Origin of the sequence: Chitinophaga sp. CC14 (genome assembly GCF_048957795.1) — a bacterium.
Taxonomy (GTDB): Bacteria; Bacteroidota; Bacteroidia; order Chitinophagales; family Chitinophagaceae; genus Chitinophaga; species Chitinophaga ginsengisegetis.
The window spans coordinates 1794764-1812072 of the sequence record NZ_JARBFY010000001.1; the positions used below are offsets into that span (position 1 = coordinate 1794764).

Below are 17309 nucleotides of genomic sequence, written 5' to 3' on the forward strand. Positions count from 1 at the left end.
TATACCCGGGCCGCTGCATTCTCTTTGAAGTTACGCCAGATTTGCGAGCCGGCCAATAGCTTATTACATATAAAATATATTTATGTATAATAAAATCGCCAGATGGCCCGGGAATATTGATCCGCTGCTGAAAAATCTCAGATTATTCCAGCACAGCGCATTCAAAACCTTGTTTTTGAACGAATTCTATAATAATATTCTCTTCCACCTGTAAGTCGGCAATGCGTAATACTTTATCGCAGTCGTCCAGGTCTACATGGCATGACCCAACGGGGAAGCTGGAAGCAATGGCCTGGATCATCTGCTGGCGCTCTTCCAGGCTGCCTATATTGGTTTTGAATATTCCTATCATCGCACAAATGTTTTTTAGTGTGATTCTTTTTCTTCGTTTTTAGGTTGTTCAGGATCACGGTGCCAGTCGTCGCGTTTCCACGCACCAAAGCCTGTTCTGCAGCGGTTGCGCAGATGTTCTCTCATTTTATCCTGTTCTTCCGGCGTCATATTCGCCATCCTGTCTTTCAGGCGGGCTTTCCATTCCCGGCCGCGGCCAAATTTATCGTGATGGTTATGCCATCCAAAAAGTAACTTACCCAGTAACATCAGGCCCAGTGCCTGCCAGAAATTGATCACCGGTCCGTGGAACAGTTCAGGGATCAGGCAGTTCCATAATAACATGGTCGCAAATCCTACTACTGTAATGAACAGTACTCCCATGATTATAAACTTGAGGACCTGTGGCCCCCTTCTTCTGCCAAAATTGTTTCTCATATCTTAATAATTAAATCAGTCGTTAAGTAATTCGTTGTACAGTTCTGCCAGGCGTTCCCGCAGGAACAGTACTGCATAACGTTTGCGTGATAAAAGGGTATTTACCCCGATGCCGGTTTCTTCACTCATTTCCTTAAAGGATTTCCCCTCCAGTTCGTGCTGCAGAAATACCTGCCGCTGTTCGGCCGGTAACTCATCAATGGCCTCCATAATGGCTTCCGACATAATCTTTTTCGCCATCGGGGTGTCTGCCTCCATGTTTTTGTCGGAAAGTAGTTCGGGGAGAAATAACACTTCTTCGCCTTCTATCTCGCGCGTGAAATCGGAAAAAGGAGTTTCTTTCTTCTTACGGAACCAATCGGTAATCTTGTTCCGGGTTACGGCAAAAAGCCATCCGGTGATAGAATCCACCTGGCTTCCCAGGCGCAGGTATTCGGTAAACTGATAGAAAACATCCTGTAAAATATCCTCTGCATCGGACGCATTATTTACCCGTTGCCGGATAAAATGCAGCAATCGCTTGCGTTCCTGCTTCACGGTTGCCTGTATGCGTTCGTTTTGCTCTATGGCCATAATGCTATTTGTAAGGACCAGCTGTTTCATCTTAATAAGGATGACGAAGCAGCGAACCGGATATTTTATAAGGACGAAAAAAAATCTTCTTAAATTACGTACCAGGAAATCTGTTGTTTATGCATGATCACGCCCACGCCCATACTCCTGCACTCAATAACGCCCAGGTTAACAGGGCTTTTATATGGGGTATTTCCCTCAACCTGGCCTTTGTGGCGGCGGAGTTTATAGCGGGTTTCCTTACCCATTCCCTGGCCCTCATGGCCGATGCCGGGCATAATCTCAGCGATGTGGCCAGCCTGGCCCTCTCACTACTTGGGTTCCGCCTGGTTAAAATAACGTCCAATCCCGGTTATACCTATGGCTACCGCAAAAGTACAATTCTTATCTCCCTGTTTAACGCCATGCTGCTGCTCATTGTGGTAGGCGTAATCGGGTATGAGGCCATCCGCCGCTTCAGCCAGCCCTATGAAGTACCCGGAACGCCCATTGCCGTTGTAGCGGGCATCGGTATCTTTATTAACGCTTTTACCGCCTGGCTGTTTTTCAAAGACAAAGAAAGGGATCTGAATATAAAAGGAGCCTACCTCCACCTGGCCGCCGATGCCCTGGTATCAATGGCAACCGTAGTTGCGGGGATCATGATCATTTACACAAAATGGTACTGGCTGGATCCCCTGTTGAGTATAATAGTAATGGTGGTAATTGTGCTGGGTACCTGGGGGCTGCTGCGCGACAGCCTGCGCCTGTCGATGGATGGCGTACCAAAGGATATCGACTTACAGGAAATAAGGAAAAAGGCCCTGGCCGTGAAAGGGGTAAAGGATATTTATCATATTCATGTGTGGGCGCTCAGCACTACCGAAAACGCTTTAACGGCCCAGGTAACCATAGATCCGCAGCTGGATGCTGCCGGCACAGAAGCTTTGAAGAAAGAACTGCGCCATGAACTGGAACACCTGGGCATCCGCCACACTACACTGGAAACCGGGTTTAGCTCTTAGCCAATACCACAAATTTCTCCTTAAAACTTTCTTCCGGGAAAATATCATACACCTTTAGCAGGCGTGGCTTTAAGCCGCTGTCGGAAATTTCCTGGGCCAGATCCCCGCCCTTCAGGCAAATCAGCCCCTTCTCAAACTGCTTGCCCGGTACGGTGGACTTCTTTAATACATGCTTGCTCCAGCGCCAAAGGTCGCCCAAAGGAGCCACCGCGCGGGAAACCACGATATCAAACTTCCTGTTCTTAATGTCTTCCACCCGGCTATGTGCCGCGGTAACGTTTTTTAGCTGCAGCGCTTCCGCTACGCCTTCCACTACCTTGATCTTTTTACCAATAGAATCTACCAGGTGAAATTGTACTTCCGGGAAAAAGATAGCCAGGGGAATACCCGGAAATCCGCCGCCGGTGCCCAGGTCCAGGATTTGGGTGCCTGGCTGGAAATCCGCTATAGCGGCTATACTGAGAGAATGTAATACATGTTTTTCATATAAGGCATCTATATCTTTACGGGATATCACATTGATCTTTTCGTTCCATTCCTGGTATAATCCCTGCAGTGCCTCAAACTGCGACAGCTGTTCCGGTGTAAAGTCGCTGAAATACTTTAAAATAACTTCCATGCGGCAAAAGTAAAGCAAAAGCAAATAAGCAGAAAGCTATTTGCCTGCTGCTTATTACCATTTATTTTTTGCCTTGAAAAGCAAGGCCGGTGTAAAAATGATATAATATAATACCATGAAGATGTCCATCAGCCAGCTGAACTTAAACAGGTCGCTTTCATCCAGCCTGCGCATGGCCGCATAAGTAATAATGGACTGTATCAGCACTTTACCGCCAAAAATTCCCAGCACATACCACAGGATGGGAGGCGGGAAAAATAAAGCGAAAATAAAGGCGGGGTAAAAAAGGAAATGCGTCAGCGAAAATAACCCCAGCACAAACTTATGACCGAAACGGTAATGCTTGCCGGTAGACATATGCCGGGTTTTTTGCTGGAACCAGCTTCTCCAGCTCATCTTTGGCTCGGAGTAGGTGAAAGCCTGTTTGTCGATTACCACCCCCACATTTTTGCGGTTGGCAGCTGTGTTCACAAACAAATCGTCGTCGCCGGAGGCAAGATGCTGGTGGCTTGTAAAACCCTTGTGTTTAAAGAACAGCTCTCTCTTATAGGCCAGGTTGCGGCCTACACCCATATAGGGCATGCCGCTCATGGCAAAGGAAAGATGCTGCAGCGCGCTGAAAAAGGTTTCGTACCGGATGATCTTATTCAGGAACCCCGGTTTTTTATGATAAGCGCCATATCCCAGCACTATTTCTTTTTTATCTGTAAAACCCTGGCTCATCAGGGAAAGCCAGTAGGTGCTGCCTGGTTTGCAATCGGCATCTGTGAGCAATACCTTTTCAAACTGGGCGCCTTTCAAACCTATGGAAAGCGGGTATTTTTTGCCGGGAATGAACTTGGCCGCCTGCTTGATCTCTATATGCCGGTAATGTGGATAACCTGGTTCAATAGAGCGCAGGTAGTATTTGGTGTCATCTTCAGAGTTATCATTTACCACAATTACCTCGTACTCCGGTTTCATGTGCTGGTGATAACGTTGCTGCAACACGCCCGGCAGATTCTTCTGCAGGTTCAGCTCTTCATCCTTGGCACAGATGATTACCGAAAAAGGCCCGTCCGGTGCATGGTCCAGGTCAAATTTACGTCTGTAAAAAGCCACGCGGGAAAACACAAAAAGAAAATAAATGATCTGTATCCCGGCGATGGCAGCAAAAGAGTATAAGGCAATTTCACCCAGATGGTCTAGCATAATGCCCGCAAAAATATAATATTTTTATTATCTGTAAAAGAATTAATTATGAACATTGGAGGGATCCCCTCCAATGGCAAAATCCACCAGCTTCCCCTTCCGCTCTGATCTTCACTTCATTTCAATATCTTTGCGGCCTGAAATATCGACGAGTGAATTTTGAACTGATAACTACAGATAGCGGCAGCAATGCCAGGGCCGGGAAAATCACCACGGCTCACGGGGAAATAGAAACGCCCATTTTTATGCCGGTAGGCACTGTTGGCAGCGTAAAAGCGGTTACACAGGAACAGCTGCGTGCAGATGTACAGGCGCAGATCATTCTTGGCAATACCTATCACCTCTATTTAAGACCCGGACTGGAAGTATTGTCGCTCGCCGGTGGCCTGCATAAATTTAACGGGTGGGACCGACCCATCCTCACCGATAGCGGCGGATACCAGGTGTTTTCCCTGGCAGCCAACCGCAAGATCAAAGAAGAAGGCGTGGTTTTCCAGTCGCACATCGATGGCTCCCGCCACCTTTTCACGCCCGAAAATGTAATGGATATCCAGCGCACCATCGGGGCCGATATTATTATGGCCTTTGATGAATGTCCGCCCTATCCGTCGGAATACCGCTATGCACGCAAGTCGATGGAACTCACCCACCGCTGGCTCGACCGCTGCATCACGCGCCTCAACGATACCCAGCCTGCCTACGGTCACGAACAAACCCTGTTCCCGATTGTACAGGGCAGCACCTATAAGGATCTCCGCAAAGCTTCCGCTGAATACATTGCCTCCCGCAACTGCGCCGGTAATGCCATCGGTGGCCTCAGCGTTGGAGAACCGGAAAATGAAATGTACGAAATGTGCGGACTGGTATGTGAATCACTGCCCACTGATAAACCCCGTTACCTGATGGGCGTGGGTACCCCGTGGAATATCCTGGAGAACATCGGTCTCGGTATCGATATGTTCGACTGTGTAATGCCTACCCGCAACGGTCGTAACGGCATGTTATTCACCTGGAACGGCGTTATTAACATCCGGAACAAAAAATGGGCAACCGACTTCAGTCCTGTTGATGCCAACAGCCCCTGCTTTGCTACCAGCACCTATTCGAAGGCTTACCTGCGACACCTGTTTGTAGCCGGGGAAATTTTAGGCATGACATTAGCCAGTATCCACAACCTGGCCTTTTACCTGGAACTGGTGAAGGAAGCCCGTAAACAAATATTGGCTGGCACTTTCGCCACCTGGAAAACCGGGATGATCAATCAGCTGAAAACACGCCTGTAAAAAGTTCGGACTATAAAATAAACTAATATCTTTGGGGTCATGACTAAAATTGACTGGTACATTTTACGCAAGCTCATAGGTACTTTCATTTATTCCCTGATGATATTCCTATTGATTTCTGTAGTGATCGACACTACGGAAAAAGTGGATGACTTCATGAAGCATCACTTGTCGCTGCATGAAATCGTAGTGGATTATTACTTCGGCTTTATCCCGCATATCCTGGCGTTACTGTTCCCGCTGTTTATATTCCTGTCGGTTATATTTTTTACTTCCAAGATGGCCTACCGCTCGGAGATCATCGCTATACTGGCTGCCGGCGTGAGCTTTCGCCGCTTTCTGCGTCCTTACTGGATGGGCGCTTTCCTGTTTGGCGGGGTACTCTGGCTCGCCAACTACTGGGTGGTTCCCAACGCAAACCGCATCCGTACCAGCTTTGAAAATAAATACCTCCATAGCCACGACGACGAGAAATCACAATACGACCGTACTACCCGTATCGATAGCTTCACTTACGTAACCTTTGGTACCTACGATCCCAACTATAAAAGCGGAAGCAACTTTGTGTTGTCTGTTGTGAATAAACAATCCATGACCTTCAAACTAAAAGCCGACCGTATCAGCTGGGACTCCACCACCAAAAAGTGGAAACTGGACTACGTATCCATGCGCACCATGAACGGCTTAAAGGAAACCTGGACCAGCAAACAGGACACCCTGCTCAAAATACCCCTGGTCCCTAAAGACCTGGTAGACGAAAAGAATATCCAGGAAGCCATGACCACACCCGATCTCAGGCGATACATCCAACGGGAAAGCATCCGTGGGGCGGAAGGGCTTAATACCTATTGGGTAGAATATTACAGGAGAACTTCAGCCGCTTTCGCCGTAGTGATCCTTACCCTGATTGGTGGTATTATTGCCGCCAAGAAGGTAAGGGGAGGAAGTGGATTGCACCTGGCTGTGGGTATCGTAATCAGCGCCAGCTACATTATATTCCTGCAATTCGCCACTGTGTTTTCCGTAAAGGCCGACCTGAATCCCTTGCTGGCCGTGTGGATTCCCAATATCCTGTTCGGCGGACTGGCATTTTACCTGTATCGCCAGGCGCCTAAATGATCTGGCGCGGAGGTTGTCTTTCTCAGGATTAGGTTGATTTTACTGATTAACTTTTTGTGATTACAGAAGGATTTTGAGAGATTAGTGTACCCGTCAGATTTTAATTCCTGCATTGATATTTTCCCTGGAAAATTGGTTTATTTTCGTTTTGATATGATTTCCGGAAAATTCAGTGAAATTTAAAGGCTGCTACCATCGCTATTCCTCAAATAATTTAAAAAGATGGGCAGCTTTTAACGGTAATGATTTATTGCTGCGGTTCATTCACTTTCACCAATATATTAATAAACCGTTTCACTTATAGGGCAGTATTGCGTGGAACGCCCCGTTTTTTTTCGTCTGTAAAGCCCTGTGGTAAAAGATCCTGGGATCAAGTCCACGTCCCCTCCGGGTTATCTCCATGTATTAAGCATGTAATAAGCATATACTAAGCGTATGCAATGTAGGAATGAAGCATCCTACAGTCGATCTTTATGCAATCCCTGTCATCCCCACCACTAATCTCTCCCCTGATCCCAAAAAGTTAATCAGTCAAATCAACCTAATCCTGAGAAAGACAAAATCCGCTCAGATCATCGCATTTTTTCTTTCAATATTTTCAATTCATTCTGAAAATTTTACATTTCTTTAACGTCTATATACATACATTATATATTATATTCGTAAGGGGCTTACAGGTATTATGTTAATGAAGCTCACCGCGGCTATACCGCCTTACTTTTTCATTCGCAAATCGTTGTTAATTTGGCATTAAATACCACTAAAGGGTGGTAACTTCGTTAACAAATCATTACTTTTGACTATTGATCGATTTTGTTTTCATTAATAACAATAGCAGTAAAATGGGGTACATAAAAGAGAAATTCAAGGTTAAAGCAGATGAACTTAACATTGAAGTAAAAGACCTGGTAAAGAATCACGGCACCAAGAAAATTGAGGATGTAACACTGGCACAGGTTTATCAGGGTATGCGCGGTATTACCGGCCTGGTAACAGAAACTTCCCTGCTGGATGCCAATGAAGGAATTCGTTTTCGTGGATATTCCATCCCGGAATTAAGGGAACACCTGCCAAAAGCACCAGGTGGCGCAGAACCTTTACCCGAAGGCTTATTTTACCTGATGCTGATAGGAGAATTGCCTACAGAAGCAGATGTACAATACCTGTCCAGCATGTGGGGCCGTCGCTCTCATGTACCCAACCACGTTTTTGATGCTATTGAAGCGCTCCCGATCACTGCACACCCTATGACCATGTTCAACGTGGGTATTATGGCGCTGCAAACAGAATCCTCTTTTGCACAGGCTTACTCAGAAGGAATTAATAAAAAAGATTACTGGAGTTATACTTATGAGGACACCATGAACCTCATTGCCCGTCTGCCACGTATTGCAGCATATGTTTACCGCCGTAAATATAAAGGTGGCCAGCATATTCAGCCAAACGGTATGCTCGACTGGGCAGGTAACTTTGCACACATGCTCGGTTACTCCGATGAAGGCTTCAAGGAACTGATGCGTCTTTACATGGTGATTCACGCCGACCACGAAGGTGGTAACGTGAGCGCACACACGACACACCTCGTAGGTTCTGCACTGAGCGATGCGTACCTGTCGTTCGCCGCCGGTATGAACGGTTTGGCGGGTCCTTTACACGGCCTCGCTAACCAGGAAGTGATCAAATGGATCCTCCAGATGCGCGAAGAACTGGGTGGTGGCGTTCCTACTAAAGAACAAATTGAATCTTACGTACGCAAAACCTTAGCCGATGGTAAAGTAGTACCAGGTTACGGTCACGCTGTTTTACGTAAAACAGATCCACGCTTCACGGCACAAATGGAGTTCGCCAAGAAACACCTGCCAAACGATGAACTCGTGAAAATTGTATGGCAAGTGTATGAAACCGTGCCGCCAATCCTGCAGGACCTGGGCAAGGTAAAGAACCCATGGCCTAACGTAGATGCACACTCCGGCGCATTGCTGGTACACTACGGCCTGGTGGAATATGAATTCTATACCGTGTTGTTTGGCGTGTCCCGCGCATTAGGCGTACTGGCTTCCCTCTGCTGGGACAGAGCGCTCGGACTTTCCCTGGAAAGACCGAAATCTGTTACCACCGAGTGGATGAAACAGTTCGTGGAAGGAAAAGTAGATGCAATAGCCGAATAGTTTTATAATTGTTTTTTTAGTAAAAGAGGCAAGTGGTGAATTTTTACCATTTGCCTTTTTTATTTTTGTTGTTCACAAAAAATGAAATAGCCATTTCTACTTTTACCGCCATATTATCAAACCCGATAGAATACCTGAAAGGAGTGGGCCCGCAGAAAGGAGAACTGCTGCGCAAGGAAATCAAAGTATATACCTTCGGCGACCTCCTGCAATATTTTCCTTTCCGTTATGTAGATCGTACCAGGATTGATAAAATTGCCTCTCTCAGCGGGTATGAAGATTTTGTGCAGATCCGCGGGAAGATCATCAACATGGTAGTGATGGGAGAAAACAGGTCGAAAAGATTAGTGGCTACTTTTAAAGACGAAACCGGCACCATCGACCTGGTATGGTTTCAGGGCTGGCAATGGATGCAGAAATCGCTGAAGGAAAATGTAGCCTACCTCGTATTTGGCAGGATCTCTGTTTTCAATGGCGTTACCCAGCTGGCACACCCGGAACTGGATCTGCTCACAGAAGAAATCGCCACCGGCAAACAATTCCTGGAACCGGTTTATTACACCACAGAAAAACTCAAAGCCCGCGGACTAACGGCAAAGGCTATAGGAAAACTCACCAAAAACCTGCTGGAACAATTATCTCCCCTGGAAATCAGGGAAAACATCCCGGTGGAAGTATTACAGCAGTACCGGCTCATGCCCCGCGCTATGGCCTACTTCAGGATCCATATGCCTGCCAGCGAAGACGATGCACGGCTGGCACAGCGACGGCTGAAATTTGAAGAGCTGTTTATTGCACAAATCCGTATATGCAGGCTAAAACTCAAAAGACACAAGCAATCGCACGGCTTTGTGTTTGGTGCAGTAGGCGAATCTTTTAATGAATTCTATAACAATCATCTTCCCTTTTCTTTAACAGGCGCACAGAAAAGGGTATTGAAAGAAATAAGGACAGATACCGTTCACGGACGGCAGATGAACCGCCTCCTGCAGGGAGATGTGGGCAGCGGTAAAACAATGGTAGCCCTGCTAACCATGTTGCTGGCTAAAGATAATGGCTTCCAGGCATGCCTCATGGCGCCCACGGAAATCCTGTCGCAGCAGCACTTCAAAGGCATCTCCGAATTGCTGGAACGTATGGATGTAAAGGTAGCACTGCTTACCGGCAGCATCAAAGGCAAGGCGCGTAAACAAATACTGGCCGGCGCCCTTGATGGCAGCATCGATATCCTCGTTGGCACTCACGCCCTGCTGGAAAAAGAAGTGGAATTTAAAAACCTGGGAATGGCCATCGTGGATGAACAGCACCGTTTCGGTGTGGCACAACGGGCACGCCTATGGGAAAAAAATACCATCCCGCCGCATATTCTTGTTATGACGGCAACGCCTATACCAAGAACATTGGCCATGACTATTTACGGCGATCTCGATGTATCCGTTATTGATGAAATGCCGCCCGGACGTAAACCCATTACCACCGTACACCGCACTGAATATCAGCGTCCGCAGGTAATGGATTTTATAAAGGAAGAAGTGAAGAAAGGAAGACAGGCGTATATCGTATACCCGCTGATCGAAGACTCGGAGAAGCTGGACTATGAAAACCTGATGAAAGGATATGAAGAAGTAAAAGCCTTCTTCCCGGAACCGCAGTATTACATCAGTATGGTACACGGCCGCCAGCCTGCCGAACAGCGGCAAACCAATATGCACCGCTTTGTAACCGGCGATACCCATATTATGGTAGCCACCACCGTGATTGAAGTAGGGGTGAATGTACCCAATGCCTCCGTAATGGTGATAGAAAGCACTGAACGTTTCGGACTGTCGCAGCTCCACCAGCTGCGGGGAAGGGTAGGCCGCGGCGCGGAGCAATCCTTCTGCGTACTCATGACAGGCAATAAGCTAAGCCAGGATTCCCGCGAACGGATCAACGTAATGGTGCAAACCAACGACGGATTTATTATTTCGGAGAAAGATATGGAGCTGAGAGGCCCCGGCGATATTGAAGGCACCCGCCAGAGTGGGGTGCTCGACTTTAAACTGGCAGATATTGTTGCGGACAAACCCATCCTCGACGCTGCCCGTGCCAGCGCAGAAAAGATCCTGGAAGAAGACACCGATCTGCTTCTGCCTGAGAATCAGGCACTAAAAGAATTTTTGGCTGCCCAGAGAAGTAAATCTATCTGGAGTAAAATTTCCTGATGGTTTTTACGTTTATTAACTGATGGATGAATTAAAAAAGTATAAAAGCTGCTGAAGCTGAGATTTACCTTGTTTCCCATTTAGCCTGTCATTCCTCAATTCAGAAGTTTTGTGCTTGTCCCGACCGTAACAATTTGAGTGGCTTCTGCGTTTAATAGTATTATATTAGTTTTTAAGAATAAAATAAATCTGATCCCGTTGAAATTTACCTTCCCGACCGGCCTTATTGGATTGATGATTTGCTTTTTGTTCACCGGACGATCCGCCCAGGCGCAGCAGCAACGTGCAAACTTCACCCCCCTGAATTTTATTGAGAACAAAGGCCAGTGGGACAAGGATGTTATCTACAAAACAGAACTGGATGGCGCTGCTATCTTCCTCAAAAAAACAGGATTCACTTTCCTGATGATGAACCAGGAAGATCTCTGGAGCCTGAATGAATATGTTCACGGACACTCCCACCGGAACGACACGGTGTATGTTCCGAAAAGCAGCGTGAAACCGGCGCCCTCCCAACCCGGAAACAGCCAGCCCCCTCCACGGCCCGGCAAAATTCCTGATGTACGCGGACACGCCTGGAACGTTACCTTCCTGAACGCCAATCCTGATGTACAAATAGTACCCGAAAAAGAACAGGATGCCAAAAGCAGCTATTTCATCGGAAACGACCGCACCAAATGGGCGGCCGGCGTGGGTTCTTTTCAGGGTGTTAATTACAATTCCCTTTACTCCGGTATTGATGCACACGTTTACTCCGAAGGTTCCCAGCTGAAATACGACCTGATTGTGCATCCGGGCGCTAACCCGGATAATATCCAGATGGTATATGAAGGCGCCACCGGCATGGAACTGAAAAAAGGCCAGCTATATGTACATACTTCCGTAGGCGACCTGATTGAACAACTGCCCTTCGCTTATCAATACATCGATAATCAACGTGTAACCGTAAAGGTATCCTACCGGTTGAATGGTAATAAACTGGGCTTTAAAATATCCGGTGAATACAATCCAGCCTACCCGCTGGTGATAGATCCGATCTATGTTTTCTCTACCGTGTCCGGCGCCCGCTCCGATAACTGGGGCTTTACCGCTACTTACGATGATGCCGGTAATTTATACGGCGGCGGTATCGTGTTTAATCCCGGCTACCCCGTAACAACCGGGGCTGTACAAAGCGTTTACGGCGGCGGTACTTTTGATATCGCCATTTCCAAATTCAACCCCAACGGTACCAGGCTGATATATGCCACCTACATGGGCGGCAGCGGCCTCGAACAACCGCATAGCTTATTCGTGGATCAGCAGGGCAACCTCGTGATCTCCGGCAGAACTACTTCCAATGACTATCCCAATACTGCTGTAAAAGGAACCCGCGGAGGATGGGACATCGCCATTACCAAAATAAACGCCACCGGCTCCGCTATCATCGGCTCATTGATCATCGCAGGAGGGGCAGACGATGGCGTGAATATGCGGGCCGACCGCCAGGGCGGCGACTGGGTACTGCTGCGCAACTATGGCGACGACGCCCGCAGTGAAGTAGTAGTGGATGATGCAGGCTATATTTATGTAGCCAGCTGCACCCGCTCCACCGACTTTCCCGTAACCGCCGGCGTATTCCAGGGTACTAACAAAGGTTCGCAGGATGGCGTGATCATGAAAATAAACCCGCTTTGCCAGGACCTGGTATGGGCCAGCTACCTCGGAGGCAGTAAGGAAGATGCCGCCTATGTAATTGCATTAAACGGTCTTAATACCCTGTATGTGGCCGGAGGCACCGCCAGCGACGACTTCCCCACAACTGCCGGCGTCATATATCCCCAGTACCGCGGCGGCGTATGCGATGGGTTTATTGCGCACATTTCAAACGATGGAAGAAACATCATTCAAAGTACTTTCCTCGGTTCAGATAATCCCGCAGCCGACCAGGTATACGGTATCCAGCTGGACAGGAGAGGATTTGTATACGTAATGGGCACCACTGAAGGCGCATGGCCCATCAAGTTAATAAGCGCCGACGGATACAATGAAAACGGATTGCAGTTTATCTCGAAGTTAGACGCAAACCTGTCGGCATTCGTGTATTCCACTACTTTTGGAAAAAGAAGAACACTGGTTTCCTCTCCCAATATTTCACCCACCGCATTCCTGGTAGACCGCTGCGAAAACGTATACGTGTCCGGATGGGGCGGAGGTATCAACACCTCCCTGCATTATCCGAATTCAGGAACTTCCGGTTTAACTACCTCCTCAGATGCGCTGCAACGCAGCACAGACGGGATGGATTTTTATTTCTACGTACTGCAACGTGATGCTGTAAGATTTAGTCCTACCCAGGGTCCATTGTATGCAAGCTATTTTGGCGGCTCCGGTTTGTATGAACACGTGGATGGCGGTACCAGCCGCTTCGACCGCAATGGGATTATCTACCAGGGTATTTGCGCCTGGTGTAATGTGAGCAACACCGGTTTCAAACCGAGGTACCCAACCACGCCGGGCGCCTACTCCAGCACGCCGCCAGCTTCCTGTAACTTCGGTGCGCTGAAAATTGCCTTCAACCTCGATGGGGTGAAAGCCGGCGCCAAAACGCTCGACCGGCGCAGCAACTATTGCGTACCGGATACCATTACCTTTGTGGATACCACCCGCTTACCGGGTAAATCCTATCAGTGGTTTTTCCCGGATGAGAACCTCACACTAAACTTCGGACCTGAAGGAGATACGGTGACACACATCTTTACAAAAGTGGGCACCTTCCGCGTAAGGATGGTGAAATACGATCCGCAAAGCTGCAATGGATCAGATACCGCTTATGTAACCGTGAAGCTGGGCAACAATGAAGCGATCCTTCATTTTGAAGCCCGGCGCCAGGATCCGTGCGATAGCCTGAAGTACATGTTTACCAATGAATCCACACCGGCAGCAGATTTCAGGGATCGCTCCTTTATCCTGGACTATGGCGATGGCACACCTCCGTTCTATACCGGTATAGATACCTTCCCGCTATTCCATTATTATCAGAATGCAGGTATCTATAATGCTACCCTCACACTGGTGGATACCAATTTCTGTAACGCGCCGCAAACAATTACCTACACCCTGCGTGTAGCCGAAAACGTTATAGCGAAGTTTACGGATCCGGGAACTGTTTGCGTAGGTACAGAAATACAAATGGATAATACTACTGAAGGTGGTGAAACATTTACCTGGACTTTTGAAGACGACGGTTCTGTTTCACACGATCCTTACCCGGTACATAGATTTAATAAAGCCGGCCGCTGGAAAATAACCCTGGAGGTAGAAGATCCTAACACCTGCAACAAAAGGGATTCTATCACGCAGGAAATAAATGTGGCAGCGCCGCCTGTAGCAGACTTTGATTTTTCACCCACTAAAGCAATTGAAAATACACCGATACAGTTCCTGAATGGTTCTTCAGCGAACGCCATACATTATCTCTGGAATTTCGGCGATGGCGATACTTCATCCCTGCCAAACCCCAGTCACCAATACCTGCGGACAGGTACGTATAATGTGTGTCTTACTGTTACTAACGCGGAAGGCTGTACGGATACAAAATGTCAGGAAGTAAGCGCCATAGTGGTACCGCTGTTTGATGTGCCTAATGCCTTTGCACCGGGTGGTAAGAACAATGTATTTTATGTAAAAGCTTTTGGAGCGACCAAATTCAATCTTAAAATATTTAACCGTTGGGGACAATTGGTTTTTGAAAGTTCGGACCCTCAAATCGGTTGGGATGGCCGGTTTAAAGGAAATATTCAGCCTATGGACGCGTATGCCTATATCGTAAACCTGGAGTTTACGGATGGCACAAAAGGCAGCAGATCAGGAAGTGTAACCTTGTTAAGATGATGAGCCATGAATCAGATCGTTAAAATATCAACATGTCTGGCAATTTTATTAATTGTTTCAATGAACGGAGTGTATGCACAAGACCTCCATTTTTCACAGTTTTTTAATTCGCCATTGACAACTAACCCGGCCAATACCGGTTTTATTCCGGACGGCAACTACCGTATTGGCCTTAATTACCGCGATCAGTGGACCAGCGTTCCCATACCTTACCGGACGATGTCGGCATATGGCGACTTCCAGTTATTCCGCGATCAGCTGGAATATGGCTGGGTAGGCATCGGGGGCGTATTGCTCCGCGATGTGGCCGGCGCCGGCAACCTGACCTCTACCAAAGGATACGCTTCCATCGCTTATCACCAGCTTCTTGGCTTCAGCAGCTTATTATCCGCAGGGTTTAATGTAGGTTCCGCCGGTAAACGGGTGGATATCACCAAGCTCACGTTTGCCGATCAGTGGAACGGCAAGTTCTTTGATTCGCAGATCCCCACCGGGGAACCCATCACCCAAAGCAGCGTTAGTTACTTCGACCTGCAGGCAGGGCTCAATTATGCTTATTTTCCTACCGATAATATTTATGTAAACGCGGGCTTCTCTGTGCAACATATCAACACACCCAGGGAAACCTTTTTTGATGGGAACAACACGGTTCCCCGTCGCTATATCGGGTTTCTGAATGCCAGTTTGAAAATGAGCGATAAAGTGATCCTGAACCCTGCGGCATATTATGCCACACAGGCCGGCGCCAGGGAACTGATGCTGGGCGCCAATGCAGCCTATAATCTTTCCGGCGACGGTGTACAGCAGCTGTATGGCGGCGTTTATTACCGCGCCAATGATGCGGCTGTTTTCCTGGTTGGCTACCAGCTCAACTCCATAAAACTCATGTTTAACTACGATATTACTACCTCCAGTTTATCGGCGGCTAATAACCGGCGGGGCGCCTATGAAATAGGCATTGTTTATACAGGGCTTTACAGCAACCGTACTTTTAACAATGCGAGAAGATCTACGATCTGCCCTTCTTTTTAACCGGCCGGATATTATCACCTAACCGGCATTATGATTATTTTTGTTCCATGACAACGTTTAATAAAGTAACTGCCGCTCATGTAGCGGCATTACGTGAAATAACCGGAGCGCAATACGTATTGGCTGATGAAGAAAGTATGAGCCGTTACGCACAGGATGAAACCGAGGATCTGCATTATCTCCCGGAAGTGGTGGTAAAGCCGGATACCACCGAACAGGTAAGCCGTATCATGAAATTGTGCAATGAAGAGCTGTTGCCTGTAACTCCCCGTGGTGGCGGCACCGGACTCAGTGGCGGCGCGCTCGCCCAGTTTGGCGGCGTACTCATTTCAATGGAACGGTTTAACCGGATCACGCTTATAGATGAAAGGAACCTGCAGGTAATCACCGAACCCGGTGTGATCACAGAAGAATTACAGAACGCCGTAAAAGAGAAAGGGCTGTTTTATCCACCCGACCCAAGCAGTCGTGGTACCTGTTTTATTGGCGGTAATATTGCTGAAAATTCAGGTGGCCCCAAAGCCGTGAAATATGGCGTAGTAAAGGATTATGTGCTGAACCTGGAAATGGTGCTGCCCAGCGGCGAAGTGATCTGGACAGGCGCCAATGTACTGAAAAATGCTACCGGCTATAATCTCACCCAGCTGGTAGTAGGCAGCGAAGGCACCCTGGGCATCGTTACCAAAATTGTATTACGCTTAATTCCGTTACCTAAAACAGACCTGTTGATGCTGGTTCCTTTCCGCTCTGCTGAAAGTGCCTGCGAAGCGGTGAGCGCTATTTTCCGCGCGGGTTACACGCCTTCTGCTATGGAATTTATGGAGCGCGATGCGATCGACTGGGTAACCCAATACGTACAAAGCAGCGCTGTTAAAATAGAAGACGATATACAGGCACACCTGCTCATAGAAGTAGATGGGAACCACCCGGAAGTACTGATGCAGGAAATGGAAGGCATTGCCGGTGTGGTAGAAGGTTTTGATATCGGGGAGATATTGTTTGCAGAAGATTCCCAGCAGAAAGAAGAGCTTTGGAAACTGCGCCGCCGGGTGGCAGAAGCCGTAAAGGCAAATTCTGTATACAAAGAAGAAGATACCGTAGTACCCCGTGCAGAACTGCCGGTATTGCTGAAAGGCGTAAAGGAAATAGGAACCCGGTATGGATTTCATTCGGTATGTTATGGTCATGCCGGCGATGGCAACCTGCATGTGAACATTATCCGTGGTACCCTTACGGAAGAACAATGGAACGGCACCCTCACGGAAGGTATACGGGAAATTTTTCAGCTGGTGAAAACATTGGGGGGTACCATCTCCGGTGAGCATGGTATTGGCCTGGTGCAGAAAAGCTATATGGATATCATTTTTGATCAGACCTCCATGCAACTCATGAAGCAAATAAAACAGATCTTTGACCCGAAGAATATATTAAACCGGGGTAAAATTTTCGATTGTTAAACCTTTCTGCCGGTAAAT

General features: G+C 47.7%; 13 protein-coding genes. 8 read left to right on the forward strand and 5 right to left on the reverse strand.

What is annotated here, in order from left to right:
- Positions 1-142: 142 nt before the first annotated feature.
- Genes PV783_RS07525 through PV783_RS07535 form a run of 3 tightly spaced genes read right to left on the reverse strand, consistent with a single transcriptional unit; the run spans position 143 to position 1371 of the window.
- Positions 143-352, reverse strand: coding sequence for a hypothetical protein (locus PV783_RS07525; protein ID WP_079469342.1), 210 nt, complete (start codon positions 350-352; stop codon positions 143-145).
- Positions 353-366: 14 nt separating this feature from the next.
- The gene (locus PV783_RS07530; protein WP_143313546.1) at positions 367-768 is read right to left on the reverse strand and encodes a hypothetical protein; all 402 of its coding nucleotides are present in this window, start codon (positions 766-768) and stop codon (positions 367-369) included.
- Between the two features lie 15 nt (positions 769-783).
- Positions 784-1371, reverse strand: coding sequence for an RNA polymerase sigma factor (locus PV783_RS07535; RefSeq protein WP_227024399.1), 588 nt, complete (start codon positions 1369-1371; stop codon positions 784-786).
- 89 nt (positions 1372-1460) lie between these two features.
- Here PV783_RS07535 and PV783_RS07540 point away from each other — a divergent pair, with 89 nt between their 5' ends.
- Positions 1461-2345: a cation diffusion facilitator family transporter gene (locus tag PV783_RS07540; RefSeq protein WP_420987561.1), complete on the forward strand. Its 885-nt coding sequence runs from the start codon at positions 1461-1463 to the stop codon at positions 2343-2345.
- Here PV783_RS07540 and rsmG read toward each other — a convergent pair.
- Together rsmG and PV783_RS07550 are read right to left on the reverse strand one after the other, a co-directional pair.
- A complete protein-coding gene (gene rsmG / locus PV783_RS07545) occupies positions 2335-2964 on the reverse strand; it encodes a 16S rRNA (guanine(527)-N(7))-methyltransferase RsmG (RefSeq protein WP_420987562.1) in 630 nt (209 codons plus the stop codon). The two genes, PV783_RS07540 and rsmG, sit on opposite strands and share 11 nt — an antisense overlap.
- Positions 2965-3018: 54 nt before the next feature.
- Positions 3019-4155 (reverse strand): glycosyltransferase, encoded by a 1137-nt coding sequence (locus PV783_RS07550; RefSeq protein WP_420987563.1) that lies wholly within the window; start codon positions 4153-4155, stop codon positions 3019-3021.
- 152 nt (positions 4156-4307) lie between these two features.
- On the opposite strand from PV783_RS07550, the gene tgt reads away from it, so the two are divergent.
- The 7 genes from tgt (at position 4308) to PV783_RS07585 (ending at position 17291) form a co-directional block, all read left to right on the forward strand.
- Positions 4308-5438 (forward strand): tRNA guanosine(34) transglycosylase Tgt, encoded by a 1131-nt coding sequence (gene tgt, locus PV783_RS07555; protein ID WP_111576699.1) that lies wholly within the window; start codon positions 4308-4310, stop codon positions 5436-5438.
- Positions 5439-5477: 39 nt separating this feature from the next.
- Positions 5478-6557 (forward strand): LptF/LptG family permease, encoded by a 1080-nt coding sequence (locus PV783_RS07560; RefSeq protein WP_079469337.1) that lies wholly within the window; start codon positions 5478-5480, stop codon positions 6555-6557.
- Between the two features lie 842 nt (positions 6558-7399).
- Positions 7400-8725, forward strand: a complete 1326-nt coding sequence (locus PV783_RS07565; protein ID WP_079469336.1) for a citrate (Si)-synthase, eukaryotic — start codon at positions 7400-7402, stop codon at positions 8723-8725.
- A gap of 50 nt (positions 8726-8775) precedes the next feature.
- Positions 8776-10929, forward strand: coding sequence for an ATP-dependent DNA helicase RecG (recG, locus tag PV783_RS07570; protein WP_262488101.1), 2154 nt, complete (start codon positions 8776-8778; stop codon positions 10927-10929).
- A 198-nt stretch (positions 10930-11127) separates the two neighbouring features.
- Entirely contained in the window at positions 11128-14802 is a 3675-nt protein-coding gene (locus tag PV783_RS07575) for a PKD domain-containing protein (protein ID WP_420987566.1), read from the forward strand.
- A gap of 6 nt (positions 14803-14808) precedes the next feature.
- Positions 14809-15834: a PorP/SprF family type IX secretion system membrane protein gene (locus PV783_RS07580; protein ID WP_420987567.1), complete on the forward strand. Its 1026-nt coding sequence runs from the start codon at positions 14809-14811 to the stop codon at positions 15832-15834.
- Between the two features lie 47 nt (positions 15835-15881).
- Positions 15882-17291, forward strand: coding sequence for an FAD-binding oxidoreductase (locus PV783_RS07585; protein WP_420987568.1), 1410 nt, complete (start codon positions 15882-15884; stop codon positions 17289-17291).
- Positions 17292-17309: the final 18 nt, after the last annotated feature.

Coding starts and splice junctions, on each gene's coding strand:
- PV783_RS07530 (WP_143313546.1), bottom strand. CDS start 768: ATGAGAAACAATTTTGGCAGAAGAAGGGGGCCACAGGTCCTCAAGTTT.
- PV783_RS07540 (WP_420987561.1), top strand. CDS start 1,461: ATGCATGATCACGCCCACGCCCATACTCCTGCACTCAATAACGCCCAG.
- PV783_RS07580 (WP_420987567.1), top strand. CDS start 14,809: ATGAATCAGATCGTTAAAATATCAACATGTCTGGCAATTTTATTAATT.
- PV783_RS07525 (WP_079469342.1), bottom strand. CDS start 352: ATGATAGGAATATTCAAAACCAATATAGGCAGCCTGGAAGAGCGCCAG.
- rsmG (WP_420987562.1), bottom strand. CDS start 2,964: ATGGAAGTTATTTTAAAGTATTTCAGCGACTTTACACCGGAACAGCTG.
- PV783_RS07560 (WP_079469337.1), top strand. CDS start 5,478: ATGACTAAAATTGACTGGTACATTTTACGCAAGCTCATAGGTACTTTC.
- PV783_RS07565 (WP_079469336.1), top strand. CDS start 7,400: ATGGGGTACATAAAAGAGAAATTCAAGGTTAAAGCAGATGAACTTAAC.
- PV783_RS07585 (WP_420987568.1), top strand. CDS start 15,882: ATGACAACGTTTAATAAAGTAACTGCCGCTCATGTAGCGGCATTACGT.
- PV783_RS07535 (WP_227024399.1), bottom strand. CDS start 1,371: ATGAAACAGCTGGTCCTTACAAATAGCATTATGGCCATAGAGCAAAAC.
- PV783_RS07550 (WP_420987563.1), bottom strand. CDS start 4,155: ATGCTAGACCATCTGGGTGAAATTGCCTTATACTCTTTTGCTGCCATC.